The sequence below is a fragment of the Panacibacter microcysteis genome (assembly GCF_015831355.1).
In the GTDB taxonomy this organism is placed as follows: Bacteria; Bacteroidota; Bacteroidia; order Chitinophagales; family Chitinophagaceae; genus Panacibacter; species Panacibacter microcysteis.
This window is the reverse complement of sequence record NZ_JADWYR010000002.1, coordinates 444,474-463,594: the sequence shown is the minus strand read 5'-3', so window position 1 is coordinate 463,594 and position 19,121 is coordinate 444,474. Positions and strand designations below refer to the sequence as shown.

The window sequence follows — 19,121 nt, the reverse complement described above, 5'->3', positions numbered from 1 at the left end:
TTGTACTGCCGGATGTTGGTGAGGCATAGTGTAAGAGTGTAAACCTATATAAACCGGTTGCGAAACGGCATTCATAAATACCACGCACTTATTTCATCTAATTTCAACCCCCTTTATGAAAAAATTTCTCACAGTAATCTTCAGCATTGTGCTGTTTGCAAGCACAGCGTTTATCTTTTACCTGAATGTAAAACTTTACTACCGGCCCACCTTTGCCAGCGAAGCTCCCTACATAAATACCGATATTATAAACCAACTACATTTTCTTAAATCAACAATACATAATGGCGCCGCTACTACCATGCAGCAGGCATATCCTGAAGGTTTTGTTTTTACGCAGGCTGTGTATGGCTTATCGTGGTGCGAAGTTGCCGCAAGGCTGGAACACCGTACTGCGCTATATAAAGAAGCAATACATGAAATATCTTATGCCTCAGAACAACTAAGCTCTTCCGAAGGGCAAGGAGGTTTTGACAGTACACTGGCGATACCTTTTGGTGCCTATTATGCAGGCTGGAGCAATTATCTACTAGGTAAAAAATTAACGGTACAACTTCCGCACGAAAGAGATACTGCTGCTATAAAACATTTTAAACAGGTATGCGCGCAAATTGACAGCGCATTACAACAAGAAGTTTACCCGGAATCTTACAGTGGCTTCTCATGGCCGGCGGATGTATTTGTGGCAGCTGCTTCTTTACAGTTGCATGATCAGTTGTTTGAACCTTTATACCGGCAGAGTCTGCATTTGTGGATTGAACGCGTAAAAAAGACTACGGACCAGAATGGATTTATACCTTACGATGCTTCAGTTGATGGAACGCCGCAACATATAGCACGCGGTTCATCCGAAAGCTTAATCCTAAACTTTCTTATTGATATTGATCCTGCTTTTGCAAACCAACAATTTGCTTTATACCAAAAAGCATTTCTTGATTACCGTTTTGGATTGCCAGGCATAAGAGAATTCCCAAAAGGGAATGATAATACAGGTGATGTTGATTCGGGCCCGGTTATTCTGTCAATGGGCAGCGCAGCCACTATAGTTGGTATACGGGTTTTGGCCTTATATAATGATAGTACACGTGCACTTGCAGTACGTAATGGTATAGAGGCTTTTGGTTTGGCTTATACCAGCGAGAATGAAAAGAAATACCTGCTGGGCCAGTGGCCTATGGCCGATGTTTTTATAGCCTGGGCACATACCACTGAAATGACTAAAGAACAAGCATGTAATACTTCCAAAGCCTGGCGGTTACAATTCCAATTGTATAGCCTGATCATTCTAAGCATACTTTTCTGGTCGCTTCGCCTGCTCTTAAGGCTCCCAAACAAAATGGCTAACTATTAAATCAGCCATTGGTTTAAACAAAAGAGTAAAAGTTCTCTATACATACAACGTTTCCGTTACGATTCTTGTCAGTACCTCAACATACACAAGAACATCCACTAAATTAAAACCGATGAGAACAGTTTTTACAGTGTTTGCAATAACTGCCTGTAGCTTTCTTTTTTCGTGTAACAAGGAAACCAATACTGCAACATTAGGTATTGATGTACAGGCGACTTTTAAAGAAGATCATGTACAGGTGTTGCTTGATTCAAAAGAGATCATCAATGATACGCTTACAAGCAGCCCCGTAATAACGGTTTGCGAAAACGGGAGATTTGCCACGAACATTAATACCGGTAATCATGTACTAAAAGTGATTATAAACAGAACTGCAGAAACCCAATACGCGTTTAAAATGACCAGTGATCACTACATCGGAATTAAACACAGCGCAGGTGAAATTTTCTTCGAGGGGTCTGACAAACCGTTTATTTACCGGTAATTATTTCTTGCTGTTATGGCAGGCATAAAAAAACTCCGTGGTAGCATAACCACGGAGTTTTTTTTAAACAGAGCTGTCTATTTTAATTTGGCCAATGCGTCTTTTATTCGTGCCCATGCTTTTTCGATGTTAGGCATGCTGTTGGCAAACGAGAACCGTACACATTTTGGCTCGCCAAACGCATCACCCATTACAGATGATACATGCGCGGTATTCAGCAGGTACATGGAGAAGTCTGCAGAATTGCTGATTGTATTCTCCCCATCGCTCTTGCCATAGTACGCAGAAACATCCGGAAAAATATAGAATGCGCCTTCAGGCTCGCCACATTTGATACCGGGAATTTCTTTTACCAGTTCCAGCACTTTTGCTCTTCTGCGTGTAAACTCTTCAGCCATTTCCATAGACGGCTTTAAATCGGCTGTGAGTGCTACAACTGCAGCCTTTTGTGTAATGGAGCATGTACCGCTGGTAAACTGCCCCTGCAATTTTTCCATTGCTTTGGCAACAGGCACGCTGGATGCAGTATAGCCAAGACGCCAGCCTGTCATTGCGAAACCTTTACTTAAGCCATTGATAAGAATGATACGATCTTTCAGGTCTTCAAACTGTGCAATGCTTTCGTGTTTACCAACAAAGTTGATGTACTCGTAAATCTCATCTGAGATAATGTATACATCAGGATATTTCCTGAACACATCTGCGAGTGCAGACAATTCTTCTTTACTGTAAACAGCACCGGAAGGATTACAGGGCGATGAAAACATTACAAGTTTTGTTTTACCTGTAATAAAAGACTCGAGTTGTGCCGGCGTTACTTTAAAACCGCTTTCCAGCGTAGTATGCGCCTCTACTACTTTACCACGGGCAATCTTTACCAGTTCTGAATAGGTAACCCAGTACGGTGTTGGAATAATCACCTCGTCACCATCATCTACCAACGCCAGTATTGCATTGGCAAGGCTTTGCTTGGCACCCGTTGATGTTACGATCTGCTCCGGTTTGTAATCAAGATTGTTGTCGCGTTTTAGTTTATCGCATACAGCCTGGCGCAGATCCGGAAAACCTGCTACCGGTGTGTAGTGGCTCCAGTTATCAGCTATTGCCTTTACTGCAGCATCTTTAATATGTTGTGGTGTGTCGAAATCGGGCTCACCAAGACTCAGATCAATTACATCAATGCCTTTGGCACGTAACTCACGGCCGAGCTTAGCCATTTTGAGCGTTTCAGGTTCTGCAAACCTGTCGAGTAGAGAAGATAGTTTCATTGTCAGTTGCTTCGTTTTTTGGATGGCAAAGGTAAGGGTAATACAAAAATGGCACGGATGCTTTTTAAGCAGGCATGTGCATAAAAGTGGCTTGTAAAGGCCTGCTTATTTTATTGAGCGTTTACAGCACATATCAGTTGTGTTCGATAACTCCTTTGTCTAAAGGTGTGGCAGTGTTTTGATAAAAGCCTTTGAGGTAAACGGTGTAAAACTTTCCTGCTGCAAAAGACATGCTGCCAAGTTTTTGTATGGGTAATGTATCCCTGGTGTACAAATCGAGGTTGTAACTACCAGCGGGCACCGAACTGAAACGCCTGAATGTAACAGAAGCCGCCTGGTCGTTGAATTTCCTGTTCTTGTACTTGAGTGAGTCAGTCGTGGCGGTGTTATAAAATATTACATAAACAGAGTCCGGACTATTGGGTGACAGGTTAAAAAAACGAACGCCGGCTTTTTGAACGGAATCAATCGACAAATCATCTTCGAAAAAAAGCAATTGCCTTTGAGCAAAAGAATCTACCAGGAAAAGACTGTAATACTTACCGGCGCCAAAACTTACAAAGTTATCGACAAACACTGTAGCGGTGTTACTTTGCGAAACTTTAAGCGGGTAAGTACCCGGGTAAGTTAAAAAGTAACCGCTGTCTTTTCCATAACCAAAGGTGTTTGCGATTACGTTGTTATTGAGCGATACATCTATTGCAGGTGCATCGGGCGATGCATTAACCACATAGATACCGGCAGCAGGAGCCGTTGTTTCGCCACCTGTTAAACCGCAGACACTTAAAAGTACACATATGAGCAAAAAGCCGGTAAGTCTGATCATTTGATTTTGTTAGGCAGTGCAAAATAAGCGAATAGCCATAAAAATATTGTTATAGCTGGGAAAGGTTGGAAAAGCCGTGCAGAAAACTGCATAATACGAAGATTGTAACTGGCTTTTGAAAACTGTGACCCTTGCTGCATAACGGGATGCAGTACAAGTGAGTGACACAACCAAAGCTTAATAGTAGCAATGCCGACGGTAACAATAAAAAAAGAGCAGTATTAAACTGCTCTTTCGGAAAAATTTGCGGCCTGATCGTTAGAAAGGAAGATCATCTGCTATTTCAGCCATATCGTTTGCCGGCGCCGGCTGATTGCTGTAACCTGCGGCAGGCGCGTTGTAATTGTTGGCTGATTGCCCATCTGCATTGCGTGAACCGAGCAATTGTACGGTTGAAATACGGAGGCTTAATGCTGCGCCCTGGCGGCCATCATTGGTCTGGTAAGTGCGAACATCGGGCGTACCTTCTACATAAACCTGGTTGCCCTTTTTAAGATAAGGTGCCACGGCTGTTTTGTCTGTCCAGTAAGCACATTCTACCCAGGTAGTTCTTTCTTTCTGGTTGCCCTGTGCGTCACGATATTTTTCTGTGTGGGCAACATTGAAATTAATAACGTTCTTACCGTTTACGTTGTTGACAATTGCATCTTTACCGAGATTACCAATCACTTGTAGTTTAATCATAACACTGAATTTAGTTTAACAATGCGGCCAAGTTACAAAAATTTTATATATGTGCTAATTTTTTTATCAAAAAAAAATGCCGCCCTGGTGGGCGGCAGGCATTGATTATTGAACAACTTATTTGAGTTCTTTTTGCAACTTTTCGTTGAGCGCAACATAATCATCATTCTTTGCTTTTTTTGCCAGCTCCACAGATTTATTGGAGGCGGCCAGCGCGTCAGCCTTTTTACCCAGTTTTGCCAGGGCACGTGCTTTTTGATATTGCATCCAGAAAGCATCAGGGTTTGCCGCGATAGCTTTGTCGAGCCAGGTTACAGCCTGCTCAAGATTCTTCCCGCTTTCAATGTAGTAATACGCTGCCTGGAAATAGGGTTTATTATCACCTTCCATGATCTGCCTGATCTGTGCATTGATCTTTGTATCTATATCAGTTGTTACAGGGAGCGTAACATACACATTATCCCATAACAATTCCAGGTTTACGCTGGATGGTTTTACATCGCTGAACATAATGGTGAAAGACTCGATGGAAAAGGGCATTGTTTCAGGTTTTACTTTTACTCTTACCACATCCTGATCCTGCTTGTATGCTGCGGGACTTGTAACATCTGTTTGTTTTGTGATGATGATGGTCCATTCATTTGCTTCAGGAATGGTGAGCAAGCCATATTTGCCGGCAGGTATTTTGGTACCGCCGATGGTAACTTCATCGCCAAAAGTGAGCGTGGTGGCGCCATTGGCACCGGTGCGCCATACTTTGCCATAGGGTACCAGGTCTCCAAATACTTTGCGCCCTTTCATGGAAGGGCGTGAGTATGACAATTCGATGTTTGACAACCCGAACTCCTGTTTGACCTGCTGGGTTGGTGATGGTTGTGGAACCACGAGGTTCTGGGCATTAACCGAGGCAGCGAAAAGCAACGCTGCAGCAAAAAAAATTCTTTTCATAAAAAAACAGTTTAATTGGTGTATCAGCTTATATGGACAGCTTTCAAAATGGCGGTAAAGATATAGTTAAGCAACCTGTAAAGCAATAAAGGTTTTGCATTTCTCGCCACGTAATCTTTTTACTTAACGAATGACACTATTCATCTTCCATTTTGTTTTTCAATACACCCAGGAGTGTATAGGCACCTTTGTTTACGATGTTTGTTCTGATCCAATCTGTTTGCGGTGATTGCAGCAATTCTACAAAACCATTTTCTGTAACGCCGGTTTGAACTTCGGTTAATAAAAACCTGTTGAAATCTTCAGCGATAAAGACATATTGTTTACCCATATAGCGCACCACTGCTTCTTCAGGAACAACGGTTGCGGCTTTGCCATCTATTTCAAAAACACCGGTTAAAAACATGCCGGGCAACAAATCGTGCCGTGGATTTTCAAAATGGCAATGCACCAGGCCGGCACGTGATTCATCTATGTTTTTAGTAACGAGGATGACCTCTACATCGAACCATTCACCCGGTTTATCGGTAAGGGCAACTTTGCCCTGCATGCCTTTGCGGAATACGGTAATATCCTTTTCAAAAACAGTGATGGCCGCATGTATATCGTCAGGATTTACCAGCTCAAACATTACATCTGAAGGATTGACATACTTGCCAATGTTTACATTCACTTGTGTGACATAGCCATTGATGGGTGAATACACTGGTACCATTCTCGACATACTGTTAACAGTAAGTGTTTGCGGGTTGATATTGATGATGCGCAACTTCTCTTCCAATGACCTGATAATAGCCTGCTGCGTTTTAAAATCGCTTGCTACAAGCTGGTAATTCTTCCTGCTGGTAGCGTCTGCATCGCTTAACTCTTTTTGTCTCTCCACATCTGCAGACAGGTACTCCATCCTGGCTTTGGCTGTAAGATAATCCTGTTGTAATTGTACATAAGACTGGTCTTCCATAGTAGCTATAACCTGGCCTTTATGCACCGGGTAACCGGGAAGTAAGGATGTAGCTTTCAGGTAGCCGCCCAATGGAAAACTTACAGATACAAGGCTTTGGGGTGGTACATCTACTGTACCATTTACCCTGATGGTATTGTGTATATCCTGCACCTGTGGCTGACCAGTGACAATGCCGGCATTTTTAAGCTGAATGCTGTCCAGTACAACAAGGTTGTCATTTATTGTATCTGCCTTGTTTTCCTTTACATCAGGCGTGGCGGTGCACGAAGCAAACCATGCAACTATAGCTGCGTATAATAGAAGCTTATTCATTTTATTCATTTGGTTGTAATAAATATTCAAGTTCTGTGCGGGCAATATTTAGCGATTGCAGTGCATCGAGGTACTGCGTTTGCACATTGATTGCGTTGCTGATGAGTGTTCCCCATTCGATATAGTTGATCTCACCATTTTTGTAGTTGAGGTTTGCTGTTTTAATAATTACCTGTGCCTGCGATAATGCGCTGGTTTTGTAATACAGGATAACCTGCTGGTATTTTACATATTCGTTCCATTGCCTTTGCAGGTTCAGCTCAAGCTGCTGCCTGGCCAGTTCTGTGGATGCCTGTGAAACGATTTCATTTTGCTGTGCTGCTTTTATCCTTGCCCTTTGCGCTTTGGAAAAAATAGGAATACCTAACCCCAGTTGTACGGTTGAAAATCTTTTACCACCATCGTAATAAGTTTCCGTTCTGTCTTTGTTCATCTGGTAACCGATGATGGATTGATTGGTATACCCAAGCAACCATTCCGGCTGTAATTTTGCTTTTTCCAACTGTGTTTGGGCGCCGGCAATCTTCTGTTGTTGCTCGTAATAATAAAGAAAAGGATGTTTGGCAATGAGGGAGCTGTCAAACAATACAAATGTTTCGTTTAAAACATCTGCCGGTTCAATCACTATTGATGAATCAAGCAGTACAGCCATTTCTGCCTGTGCAGTTTTTTTGTCGGCCTGTATCATCTGCATTTGCATGTGCAGTTGTTGCACGTGGTTATCGAGCGTTGTTTTCTCCAGCAGATTGGTCTCTCCTTTTTCAAAACGTAGTTTGGCAATTTGCTGGTAGCGGGATAGAATACTGTCGGTTTGTTGCAGCAGCTTTGCTCTTTCATCTGCCAGTTGTAACTGCAGGTACACCTGCTTTACCATTTTAATGATTTCTGTCTGACGTATCATCGTCTGCAACTGAGCCCCGCGGAACTGCTGTTCCAGTACACCATGCTGCCGGTTGTACAATGCAGGCATCGCAAAACCCTGCAACAGGGTAAACCTGTTGTCAAGGTTTTTACTGTTCACCTGGCCGACTTCTGCGTTGAATTGCGTTTTTGGTACATCTATACCAGCAGATGTAAGCGCCGCGTAATATTGCTCAGTGAGTTTACTTACTTCTATTTGCCGGTTTTGTACTTTGGCTATCTTAATGACTTCCCCAAGACCAAGTACTTTGGTTTGTGTACGGCCTGTAAATGGTATTAAAAAAACGATGACAAACACTGTACTGTTGAGTATTGCTTTTTTGTTGAAACCTTTTTCAAATAACTTGTATAACGATGGCAACACGAAAAGCGTAAGCAATGTCGCTGTTACCAGGCCACCGATTACAACGGTTGCCAAAGGTCTTTGCACTTCTGCACCTGCCCCGTTACTTAATGCCATTGGCAGGAAGCCCAGCGATGCTACAGCCGCAGTCATCAGTACAGGTCTCAACCTGTTTTTAGTTGCTTGCATGATAATGTTGTTTATATCGGTTAAACCTTCTTCTTTAATCCGATTCATTTCGCTGATTAGTACAATGCCATTCAATACTGCTACACCAAAGAGTGCTATAAAACCAATGCCTGCAGAAATACTGAAGGGCATATCCCTTATCCACAAAGCAAACACGCCACCTATTGCAGAAAGTGGTATGGCAGAAAATATCAGCAGGCAGTATTTAAGCCTGTGGAAGGCAAAAAAGAGCATCAGGAATATTAGTAACAATGCTACAGGCGTAGCAATGCTTAACCGTTGAGTGGCGTGTTGCAGGTTCTCATACTGCCCTCCATAGGTAATGTAGTAACCAACAGGAAAATTAATTTTTGCGGTAACTTTTTCCTGCAGCTCTGTAACAATACTTTGAACATCTCTGCCGCGTACATTAAAGCCAACCGTGATTCTCCTTCTTGCATCTTCTCTCTGAATCTGGTAGGGGCCGTCTTTCATGGTAACATCCGCGAGCAGGTTCAGTGGCACCTGTGTTCCATTGGGCAAACCAACCAGCAGGTTACCTATTTCACCTGCATTCTTTTTTTGTTCTTCATTCATCCGTATCACCAGGTCGTATCTTTTATCTGCCTCGAATACAAGACCTGCAACAGCACCGGCGTAGGCAGATTGTATTGTATTGTTGATATCTGCTATACCGGCGCCATACCTTGCTATAGCTTCCCTGTCGTAAGAAATAACCATTTGCGGAATACCTGTTACGGTTTCTTTATAAAGGTCTTTTGCTCCTTCTACAGAGTTGATCACTTTTGCCAGTTGCTCAGCATAATGGGCCAGCGTATCAAGATCGTCACCAAAAATTTTACAGACAACATCCTGCCTCGCGCCTGTCATCAGTTCATTAAACCGCATCTGCACAGGAAACTGAAAGCCGGTTGCAACGCCGGGCACTTCCTGTAATGCCTCACTCATTTTATTGGCCAGTTCAGGAAAACTTTCGGCACTTGTCCAATCCTTTTTGTCTTTGAGAATGACCATCATGTCGGCGGCTTCCAATGGCATGGGATCAGTTGGTATTTCTCCGGAACCGATCTTGCTTACAATCTTTTCCACTTCCGGAAACTTGTCCAGCAGCACTTTTGCGGTTTGTTGTGTGGTGTTGATGGTATGGGAAAGCGAGGAGCCGGTCAACAGCCTGGTATCAACTGCAAAATCACCTTCTTCCAGTTGCGGTATAAATTCACCCCCTAATGTAGTTACTACAAAAACGGCCGCTGCAAACATAGTGAAGGCAATGGCAACAACAATTGCCGGTATACGCAATGCACGTTGTAGAACAGGCTGATACCAACTCTGAATTTTGTTGATCATTTTGTCAGCAAACGTGTCTTTATGGTTAAGCTTTTTACTGATAAACACCGTGCTGATCATGGGTACGTAAGTAAGAGACAGGATAAACGCGCCGATGATAGCAAAAGACACTGTTTCTGCCATTGGTTTAAACATCTTCCCCTCAATGCCCTGCAGTGTAAGTATGGGCAGGTACACGATCAAAATAATGATCTGCCCAAAAACGGCACTGTTCATCATGGTGCCTGCAGAAGTTTCCACTTCGCCGTCCATTTTCTCCTGCGTTATCCTTACTGTTTGCGCATACATTTTACTGTGGCTCAACCTGTGCATTACAGCTTCCACGATAATTACAGCGCCGTCTACAAGCAACCCAAAGTCAATAGCACCAAGGCTCATCAGGTTACCGCTTACACCAAAGAGATTCATCATTATTATGGCAAACAGCATAGACAGCGGAATAACAGAGGCAACAATTAAACCTGCCCGAAGATTTCCCAGGAACATTACCAATACAAAGATCACGATCAATGCGCCTTCCAGCAGGTTTTGCTCTACGGTAGAGATAGCGTTATTTACCATTTTTGTCCGGTCAAGAAAAGGTTCTATTGCCACTCCTTCCGGAAGCGTCTTTTCAATATCGGCAATCTTCGTTTTAATGCTTTTTATCACTTCATTGCTGTTGGCTCCTTTAAGCATCATTACCACGGCGCCTGCAACTTCTCCTTCATCGTTAAACACTGTGGCACCGTACCTGATAGCACTCCCGATTTTTACTTCTGCAACATCCCTCACCAGTACGGGTACGCTGCTGCGCACCTGCTTTACCACTATGCTTCCAATATCTTCCAGGTTGGTAACCAAACCCTCGCTGCGTATGTATAAAACATTCGGGCCTTTTTCTATATATGCACCACCCGTATTCTGGTTATTAGCCTGCAGCGACTCAAATACATCACTAATTGTTAATGCAAAATTCTTCAGCTTATCCGGGTTAATGGCCACTTCATATTGCTTTACCTGGCCACCAAAACTGCTTACATCTGCCACGCCGGGCGTACCAAGCAGTTGCCTTCTTACAATCCAGTCCTGTATGTCTCTCAGCGCGGTAAGGTCATATTTTCCTTCATAGCCAGGCCTGGTCTTTACCACGTATTGAAATATTTCCCCCAGCCCCGTGGTTACCGGCCCCAGTTCGGGTTCGCCCATGCCTGCCGGTATCTGTTGCCGCACCTGTGTAAGCCTTTCACTTACCTGTTGCCTTGCCCAGTAAACATCTACATCATCTTCAAATACAATGGTTACCAGGCTAAGGCCAAACCGGGAAAAACTTCGTTGCTCAATAATGCCGGGTACATTGCGGGTGGCCTGCTCCACAGGAACGGTAATAAACCTTTCCACATCCGGTGCACCAAGGCTTGGTGCCGATGTTATGACCAGTACCTGGTTGTTGGTTATATCGGGCACTGCATCAATCGGGAGTTTTGTAACCGAGTAAATACCCCAGCCGATTAAACCCAATACCAGCAAACCAATAATGAGTTTGTTCTTTATTGAAAAGCGGATAATCGCGTGTAGCATTGTTGTAAATTAAATACGCTGATGAATGAGCAATGAAAGACATGATGTACCGGGCTATTGTACTTGTGGCATCGCCTGTTGCGTCGCACTCTTGTACTGTATAGCATGACTGAGCAGGGAAGCGATGCAGGTGATGGAGGACGGTCAATGGTGAATGGCCAATGGTGAAAGGTAGATCGTGAAAAGTGAGACGGTAGACGTGAGACGGTAAACGTGAGAAGGGGGAGTTCTAACTATTACCAGCTACTTTCCACTTACCACCGATAACTTATCACTTACTACTTACCACTTACCATAAAACTTATCACTTACAACTTACTACTCACCACTTACTACTCACCACTTACTACTTACCACTTACTACTTACCAATTACCACTTATTCACTCATCGCCATGCCCAATAAAGTTCCGGACGTACAAGTGAGTGACACAACAAAAGCATCATAGCAGTACATAAGCCCGTAAAAAAAGGAAAAATTTTAAGCCACTTTGGGAGGTTGAAAAACAGAAGGTGCGGCGTGCAACAAAGGCACATCATCGTTGAATAAGATGTGCACTACAGTTACCTGCTCAGGTGCGTTGATCTTAACTTCTATAGGTGCCGGAACAATGGTTGCAATAGACATGGCCACACAGCAATCGCTGTTGTGCGTTTTAAAAGGCAGTTGCATGTCTTGCTGAAAATCTGCATCTATGACAAGTTGATCCTGGTAGTGGATCTGTATAAAATCTGCCAGGCTTAGATTGGGGTTTTCGTGCCTGTGCTCTACATAATGTTGTACAAACTTTGGCAGCTTCAGCAGTTGGTAAGCATCGGTAGCACCGAAGACATACAAACAAAGCAGGAGTATGGCCGCCATTTTTTTCATTGGTGCAAAGATAACACTGCCCTGAAAATATTTGCGATTGATTTTTGAAACAACATGACATATGTTTGAAACAAAAAGATGATCACCTGGGAGGACTTTGAAAAAGTAGAAATGCGTACGGGAACCATTATTGCAGTAAATGACTTTCCAAAAGCAAGGAAACCTGCATACCAGTTAACGATCGATTTTGGAACCCTTGGCACAAAGCGGTCATCTGCACAAATAACCCATCATTATACTAAAGAAGCTTTACTCAACAGGCAGGTGATTGCAGTGGTAAATTTTCCACCAAAACAGATTGCCAATTTTATAAGCGAATGTCTTGTGCTGGGTGTATATGATGAAGACAATAACGTGGTACTGCTACAACCGACAAAAAGCACCGGTAACGGACTGAAGATAGGATAACATGCAAAAGCCACGCGGGGCGTGGCTTTTGCTTTATAGAACACCTTTTGTACTTGGCAGATAATTAGACAGTGGATCCCGCTTTACCGCCATTTTTATAGCCTTTGCGAAGGCTTTGAATATTGCTTCGATCTTATGATGTTCATTGTCTCCATTGCACGCTATATTGAGGTTACACTTTGCTGCGTCGCTGAAGGACTTGAAGAAATGAAAGAACATTTCTGTAGGCATCTCCCCTATTTTTTCTCTTTTGAATTCAGCATTCCAAACAATCCAGTTTCTGCCCCCGAAATCGATCAGCACTTTTGCTTCGGCCTCATCCATTGGTAAGGCAAAACCATAGCGCTCCATTCCTTTTTTGTCAACCAAAGCTTTTGCAAATGCTTCACCCAATGCAATACCGGTATCTTCTATGGTATGATGTTCATCTATATGCAGATCACCTTTGGTAATAACGGTGAGATCCATTTTACCATGCCGCGCAATCTGGTCGAGCATATGATCGAAGAAACCCAGGCCGGTATCAACAGTTGCTTTTCCACTACCGTCCAGGTTGAGTTCAATATGGATTTTTGTTTCGTTCGTGTTTCTTTCGTGTGTTACTTTTCTGAGGCCCAGTTTAAGGAACTCGTAGATATCTTTCCAGTGTATGCTTTCCAGCGCAATAACTTCTGCCAGTGATTTTACAGAATCACTTATTTCTGCACCGCCAAGATGGGGATCGTTGTTTAACCAGATTGCTTTGCATCCCAGATTTTTGGCCAGTTGTACATCGGTAATTCGATCACCTATTACAAAAGAACCGGCAATATCATACGCCGGGTTATCGATGTAAGCAGTAAGCATACCCGTGTTGGGTTTGCGTGTTGGTGCATTTTCTGCTGCAAATGTTTTATCGAAAAAGAACGCAGCAAAATGTACGCCTTCGTTTTCGAAAGTCTTTTGTACAAAGTCCTGCAAAGGCCAGAAAGTATTTTCAGGAAAGCTTTCTGTACCAAGACCATCCTGGTTGCTGACCATTACCAACTCATACTCCAGTTCCGCAGCAATACGGCTCATGTATTTAAAAGCATCAGGATAAAACTCCAGCTTATCCCAGCTATCTATCTGGTACGTGGGTGGTGCTTCTTTGATCAGTGTTCCGTCCCTGTCGATAAATAATACACGCTTACCGCTGCCCTGTGTTGAATCAGCAATCTGGCTCATTACAATGGTTGTTTATTAATGTTTGATCGTTTAAAAAAGTTGTGGCTGAAAAACAATACGGCAACAGACCCGGAACTGTTGCATAAAGAGATGCCGTACAAGTGTGCGACGCAACGGACGCCCAATGCTTATGCAACAGCCCGGCCCATAAATTTACTTTATTGTTGCACGCACTGCTTTTACTTCTGCAGGTGTAACCGCGGATGACTTGTTTCCAAAACTGCTTCGAACGTATGTAAGTACATCTGCTATTTCTTCGTCTTTCAGGTAATCCTGCGGAGGCATGTTGTTATCGTACGTTACACCATCAATCGGCACTTTATCTGTACTGCCGCTTAACACCCATTTGATCAGTTTTTTCTTGTCGCCGTTTACCCATGTGGTTTTTGATAATGGCGGGTTAAGTTTTGGTACGCCGCTGCCATCGTCCTGGTGACAGGTAAGGCAGTAAGTTTCGTACAATGCTTTACCGCGTGTTTTGGAATCCTGTGGTGGCGCGGGTTTCGTGAAACTGAACAATGTTATTGCTGTTAGAACAAAAATGGTCGTTGTTACTTTTTTCATGCTTATTGCTTATACGTGATCTTGTAAATTACACCTCCTTTATCATCTGATACATACAAGGCTCCATCAGGACCCTGTGCCAAACCTGTAGGACGGTGTTTTGCTTTACCGGGCGATACAAATTCGGGGCCGCCGGCAAAATTGTCTGCAAAGATTTCCCAATCGCCATTTGGCTTTCCATCTTTAAATGGCACAAAGGCAACAAAATATCCTTTCTGAGGTTCGGGTGCCCGGTTCCACGATCCGTGAAAAGCGATGAAGGCTCCATTCTTATATTTTTCAGGAAACATATTGCCCGTGTAAAACAGTAAACCGTTAGGTGCCATGTGCCCCGGAAATGCTACAACAGGATTGATGATAGTCGCATCGCCTTCTTTCTTACCATCGCCGCCATACTCGGGTGCAAGTATTTTTTTATGCTGCAACTGATCATAGTAAATATAAGGCCAGCCTGCATTATCGCCTTTGTTCAACTGGTACATGCATTCTGCAGGTAATTCTGCACTTTGTTTGGTGTCGTACATATCAGGAAAGAGGTCGTGCAAACCATCCCTGCCATGCTGCATTACAAAAAGGCCGTTGGTACTGTTGTTCCAGTCGAGCCCCACTACATTGCGCAAACCGGTGGCGTAACGTACACCATCTTTATACGTCTGGTTTGTTTTTGCTGCATTAAACTGCCATATACCGCCTGCGGAATCGAGTATGGGGCAAGGTTGCATACCCTTTGCACCTCTTGCGCGGTCTTTTTCCTGGCAGGAATTGGAGTAGGCGCCAATGTTTACGTAAATGTTACCGGCATTATCCAGCACAATCGATTTGGATGAGTGCTGGCGCCTGTCTATAAGGCCGGTAATAATCGTCTCCGGCCTTACATCGTTTGCTATGTTTCCTTTATCATCCAGCTTGTAACGAAACACCTCTGTGTCTGATGATGCATAGAGAAAGCCATCTTTTATAAACATACCTGTACCGGTATACGCACCAAAACCAGTCTGTTTATCGTATTTGCCATCTTTGTTTTCATCCTGCAACAACAGGTTTCCTTTACCGTCCATAAGGTTGCCGAGTTTAACGAACATACTGCCGTTTGCATTTACTGCAATATGCCTTGGTTCTTTTAAACCGGTAGCCACTTCGCTTATTATAAATCCCTGAGGCAGTTTGATGGCTGTTTCATCTGCTGCTTGTTTCGTGGTGTCTTTCTCATTGCTGGCAAAAGCAACAATACCTGCTGCAATACCAATAATGCATAACAATGTTCTTTTCATATGTATAATTTATTTATCCTGTTTCAAAAGCCAGTCCTGTATTGCATCAACGAGTGCGGTGTTTTCCTCTTCCGTTCCAATGGTAATGCGTAAACAATCATCGCATAGTTTTACATTGCTCCTGTCTCTTACCACAATGCCTTTCGTAAGCAGAAACGCGTACACTTTTCGTGCGTTTTGTATTTTCACCAGGATAAAGTTTGCATCTGAAGGGTACACCTTTTCTACGGTGGGCATTTGCTCAAACACTTCGCTAAGTGCATTGCGCATGTCTACCAGCAGGTGAATCATATCGTTTACCTGGCCCACTTCTTCCAGCGCTTTTAATGCGAGTTCCTGGGTAGCCTGGTTGATATTGTAAGGTGGTTTTACTTTATTTAAAATGTTGATGATCTCAGTTGACGCAAAAGCCATGCCCAGCCTTAATGCGGCAAGGCCCCAGGCTTTGCTGAAAGTCTGCATCACCACAAGATTCGGGTATTCTGCCAGCTCCTGTATAAACGATTTTTGTTTGGAAAAGTTAATGTATGCCTCGTCTACTACAACCAGTCCGTCGAAATTGTTGAGCAGCATCTCAATATCGTTCCTGTTGAGCGAGTTGCCGGTAGGGTTGTTAGGTGAGCATATCCATACCAGTTTTGTTTTTTCGTCAATCAGGTTTTCGAGATGAACAAGATCCAGTTGAAAGTCTTCGGTGAGTAAAGCTTTTCTCACTTCTATGTCGTTGATGTTGGCACTTACCTCGTACATGCCGTAAGTAGGTGGACAAATAACGACATTGTCTGTACTGGGATTACAAAAACAACGGTACAATAAATCAATGCATTCATCACTGCCATTGCCCAGGAAAATGTGCTCAGGCGCTATGCCCTTTACTGTTGAAATGGCATCTTTTACTTTATGCTGGTGTGGATCGGGGTAGCGGTTGTACCATTTGGATAACGGTGAACCAAGACTGTTTTCGTTTGCATCTAAAAAAACTTTTGCTTCGCCGCTAAATTCGTCGCGTGCAGAGGAATAAGGAACCAGCTTCTGAATGTTTGCTCTTACCAGGTTATTTAAATCGAACATGTTATTATAATTGTGTTATCAGCTTTAGTATTACTATGAGGCTTCTGTTGTGTCACTCACTTGTACGTTCAGCACTTTATTGAGCACGGGATCAGCGGTTAAGTAGTAAGTGGTGAGTAGTACGTTGTAAGTGATAAGTTTTAAGTGATAAGTTTTAAGTAATAAGTTTTAAGAGATAAGTAATCGTTGGTTAGTGGAAAGTAGCTGGTAATGGTTATAACTCCCCCTTCTCACGTCTACCGTCTCACGTTTCACGATCTACCCTTCACCATTCACCCCTCACCTTTCCCCAGCCTCACTTTCACCGCATTGGCATGTGCATCCAGGCCCTCTGCTTCGGCCATAGCAATCACCGTTGGCGCGATATGCTGCAAGCCCTGCCAGCTAAGTTTTTGAAAAGTGATCTTTTTTACAAAACTGTCAACGCTTACACCACTGTAAGCACGGGCAAAACCGTTTGTTGGCAACGTATGATTGGTACCGCTGGCATAATCGCCCACACTCTCCGGTGAATAGTTACCCAAAAACACCGAACCTGCGTTGGTAATGTTTTCTGCAAGCTGTGTGTCGTTGGCGCAGGAAATGATCAGGTGTTCCGGCGCATAACGGTTAATGAGCTCTATTGCATCTCCCGTATTGTCAAGTACAATGATCTTGCTGTTTGCAAGAGCTTTCACGGCAAACTGCTGCCTGGGAAGTATTTTTAGCTGCTCCTCCATTGCCGCAATAACATTATTCGCAATGGCAGCTTTGTTGCAAACAAGCAATACCTGGCTGTCTGCACCGTGCTCTGCCTGCGACAAAAGATCTGCGGCAACAAATGCGGCATCGGCAGTATCATCAGCCCACACACACACTTCGCTGGGGCCTGCAGGCATATCAATGGCAATGCCTTCTTGCTGCACCAGTTGTTTGGCACAGGTTACATACTGGTTGCCCGGGCCAAAAATCTTGTATACCTGCGGCACTGTTTCCGTGCCGTAAGCCATCGCAGCAATAGCCTGCACCCCGCCAATTTTAAAAACTTTGGTAACGCCGGTAATGTGCGCTGCATAAAGAATAGCTGCAGGCAGCCTGCCATCTTTTGCAGGCGGCGTGCACAACACAATTTCCTTACAACCTGCAATGTGAGCAGGTATCGCCAGCATTAATATTGTAGAGAACAGCGGGGCCGTGCCACCGGGTATATACAGCCCCACTTTTTCTATACCTGTGCTTTTGCGCCAGCAATGAATACCCGGCATCGTTTCAATCATTTCAGGTTCGGTTACCTGCCTGCTATGAAAAGCCTGTATATTGGCGGCAGCCTGTCTCATGGCTTCTTTGAGTGCAGGTGTTAAATTATCTGCAGCTTCTTCAATTTCTTCTGTAGTAACCGCAAAGTGGTTCAGCATTACCTTATCGAAATCGATGGTGTATTTTTTTACCGCACGGTTACCATTTGCTTTTACATCTTCCAAAACAGCCTGTACTTTTTCCATCAGTTCGCTGTTGTCTATCGCCGGTCTTTGTAAAATGTCTGCCCATGTTTCCCGGTGAGGATTGATAATTACCTGCATAAATGTGTAATTAGATGATCATTTTTTCTATTGGCACCACAAGAATACCCTGTGCGCCTGCATCGCGCAGTTTTTCAATAATATCCCAAAACTCATTTTCACTTATTACACTGTGTACACTACTCCAGCCTTCTTCAGCCAATGGCAATACCGTTGGGCTTTTCATACCTGGTAAAAGTGAAATGATCTGCTGTAAATTGTCGTTCGGTGCATTCAACAAAACATATTTATTGTTCCGGGCCTTTTTTACAGATTGTATCCTGAACAAAAGCTTGTTCAGCAGTAACTGCTTTGCAGGCGCAAGCGTCTTGCTTTTTATCAATACAGCCTGCGACTGCAGAATGGTCTCACTTTCCTTTAAACCATTCATAAACAAAGTAGAGCCACTGCTTACAAGATCGCATATAGCATCTGCCAAACCTATACCCGGCGCTATTTCTACGCTGCCGCTTATCTCATGAATTTCTGCGGTGATGTTGTTGCTGTCAAGAAATTTTTTTACCAGTACCGGGTAGCTGGTGGCAATACGTTTTCCATTGAGCGAGGCAACTTTATCATAAGCTTCCTCCCTCCTTACTGCAATAGATAACCTACATTTTCCAAAGCCAAGTTTTTCCACCACATCCACAGCTTTCTCTTTTTCATACACAACATTCTCCCCCACAAAACCAATGTCGGCCACCGCATCTTCCACGTATTGCGGAATGTCATCATCGCGGAGAAAATATACTTCCAGCGGAAAATTACTTGCCTCGCTTTTTAGTTTGTTTACGCCATTGCTTACATCTATGCCACACTCTTTCAGCAGCCTCATAGAATCATCGTGCAGCCTGCCTGATTTTTGAATTGCTATCTTAAGCCTGTCGCCGGTTTCCAAAGAAAAGTTGCTAGTTGATTTCATATAAACCTGTTGTAAATCGTACCTGTTTTGTTTAGTTACCACCTGAGCAAAGAGCATAAAAAAAGGCTTACCGT

General features: G+C 43.5%; 16 protein-coding genes. 3 read left to right on the top strand and 13 right to left on the bottom strand.

The genetic code is table 11. The annotated features are described in order from the left end of the window. Positions 1-115 precede the first annotated feature (115 nt). The gene (locus tag I5907_RS13900) at positions 116-1,351 is read left to right on the top strand and encodes a hypothetical protein (protein WP_196991416.1); all 1,236 of its coding nucleotides are present in this window, start codon (positions 116-118) and stop codon (positions 1,349-1,351) included. Positions 1,352-1,463: 112 nt separating this feature from the next. Beyond that, positions 1,464-1,835: a hypothetical protein gene (locus I5907_RS13895; protein ID WP_196991415.1), complete on the top strand. Its 372-nt coding sequence runs from the start codon at positions 1,464-1,466 to the stop codon at positions 1,833-1,835. A 77-nt stretch (positions 1,836-1,912) separates the two neighbouring features. Here I5907_RS13895 and I5907_RS13890 read toward each other — a convergent pair whose 3' ends face one another. From I5907_RS13890 to I5907_RS13860, 7 genes are all read right to left on the bottom strand, one after another. Continuing rightward, positions 1,913-3,103, bottom strand: coding sequence for a pyridoxal phosphate-dependent aminotransferase (locus I5907_RS13890; RefSeq protein WP_196991414.1), 1,191 nt, complete (start codon positions 3,101-3,103; stop codon positions 1,913-1,915). A 133-nt stretch (positions 3,104-3,236) separates the two neighbouring features. Next, entirely contained in the window at positions 3,237-3,929 is a 693-nt protein-coding gene (locus tag I5907_RS13885; protein ID WP_196991413.1) for a DUF4397 domain-containing protein, read from the bottom strand. Between the two features lie 258 nt (positions 3,930-4,187). Further along, positions 4,188-4,613: a single-stranded DNA-binding protein gene (locus I5907_RS13880; protein ID WP_196991412.1), complete on the bottom strand. Its 426-nt coding sequence runs from the start codon at positions 4,611-4,613 to the stop codon at positions 4,188-4,190. Positions 4,614-4,730: 117 nt separating this feature from the next. Continuing rightward, a complete protein-coding gene (locus tag I5907_RS13875; RefSeq protein ID WP_196991411.1) occupies positions 4,731-5,561 on the bottom strand; it encodes a DUF2911 domain-containing protein in 831 nt (276 codons plus the stop codon). Positions 5,562-5,697: 136 nt separating this feature from the next. After that, a complete protein-coding gene (locus tag I5907_RS13870; RefSeq protein ID WP_196991410.1) occupies positions 5,698-6,837 on the bottom strand; it encodes an efflux RND transporter periplasmic adaptor subunit in 1,140 nt (379 codons plus the stop codon). Position 6,838: 1 nt separating this feature from the next. Further along, on the bottom strand, positions 6,839-11,197 hold the full coding sequence (locus tag I5907_RS13865; protein WP_196991409.1) for a CusA/CzcA family heavy metal efflux RND transporter: 4,359 nt from the start codon (positions 11,195-11,197) through the stop codon (positions 6,839-6,841). A gap of 480 nt (positions 11,198-11,677) precedes the next feature. Next, the gene (locus I5907_RS13860) at positions 11,678-12,067 is read right to left on the bottom strand and encodes a hypothetical protein (protein WP_196991408.1); all 390 of its coding nucleotides are present in this window, start codon (positions 12,065-12,067) and stop codon (positions 11,678-11,680) included. Positions 12,068-12,145: 78 nt separating this feature from the next. On the opposite strand from I5907_RS13860, the gene I5907_RS13855 reads away from it, so the two are divergent. Next, a complete protein-coding gene (locus I5907_RS13855) occupies positions 12,146-12,475 on the top strand; it encodes a tRNA-binding protein (protein ID WP_196991407.1) in 330 nt (109 codons plus the stop codon). A 33-nt stretch (positions 12,476-12,508) separates the two neighbouring features. Here I5907_RS13855 and hisB read toward each other — a convergent pair whose 3' ends face one another. From hisB to hisG, 6 genes are all read right to left on the bottom strand, one after another. Further along, entirely contained in the window at positions 12,509-13,681 is a 1,173-nt protein-coding gene (gene hisB, locus I5907_RS13850) for a bifunctional histidinol-phosphatase/imidazoleglycerol-phosphate dehydratase HisB (protein WP_196991406.1), read from the bottom strand. Positions 13,682-13,834: 153 nt separating this feature from the next. Further along, positions 13,835-14,245: a c-type cytochrome gene (locus I5907_RS13845; RefSeq protein ID WP_196991405.1), complete on the bottom strand. Its 411-nt coding sequence runs from the start codon at positions 14,243-14,245 to the stop codon at positions 13,835-13,837. Between the two features lie 2 nt (positions 14,246-14,247). Further along, positions 14,248-15,516, bottom strand: a complete 1,269-nt coding sequence (locus tag I5907_RS13840; RefSeq protein WP_196991404.1) for a PQQ-dependent sugar dehydrogenase — start codon at positions 15,514-15,516, stop codon at positions 14,248-14,250. Positions 15,517-15,525: 9 nt separating this feature from the next. Beyond that, entirely contained in the window at positions 15,526-16,587 is a 1,062-nt protein-coding gene (gene hisC / locus I5907_RS13835; RefSeq protein ID WP_196991403.1) for a histidinol-phosphate transaminase, read from the bottom strand. Between the two features lie 272 nt (positions 16,588-16,859). Next, positions 16,860-18,146: a histidinol dehydrogenase gene (gene hisD / locus I5907_RS13830; RefSeq protein ID WP_196991402.1), complete on the bottom strand. Its 1,287-nt coding sequence runs from the start codon at positions 18,144-18,146 to the stop codon at positions 16,860-16,862. 10 nt (positions 18,147-18,156) lie between these two features. Next, positions 18,157-19,047: an ATP phosphoribosyltransferase gene (gene hisG, locus I5907_RS13825; protein ID WP_196991401.1), complete on the bottom strand. Its 891-nt coding sequence runs from the start codon at positions 19,045-19,047 to the stop codon at positions 18,157-18,159. Between the last annotated feature and the right edge of the window lie 74 nt (positions 19,048-19,121).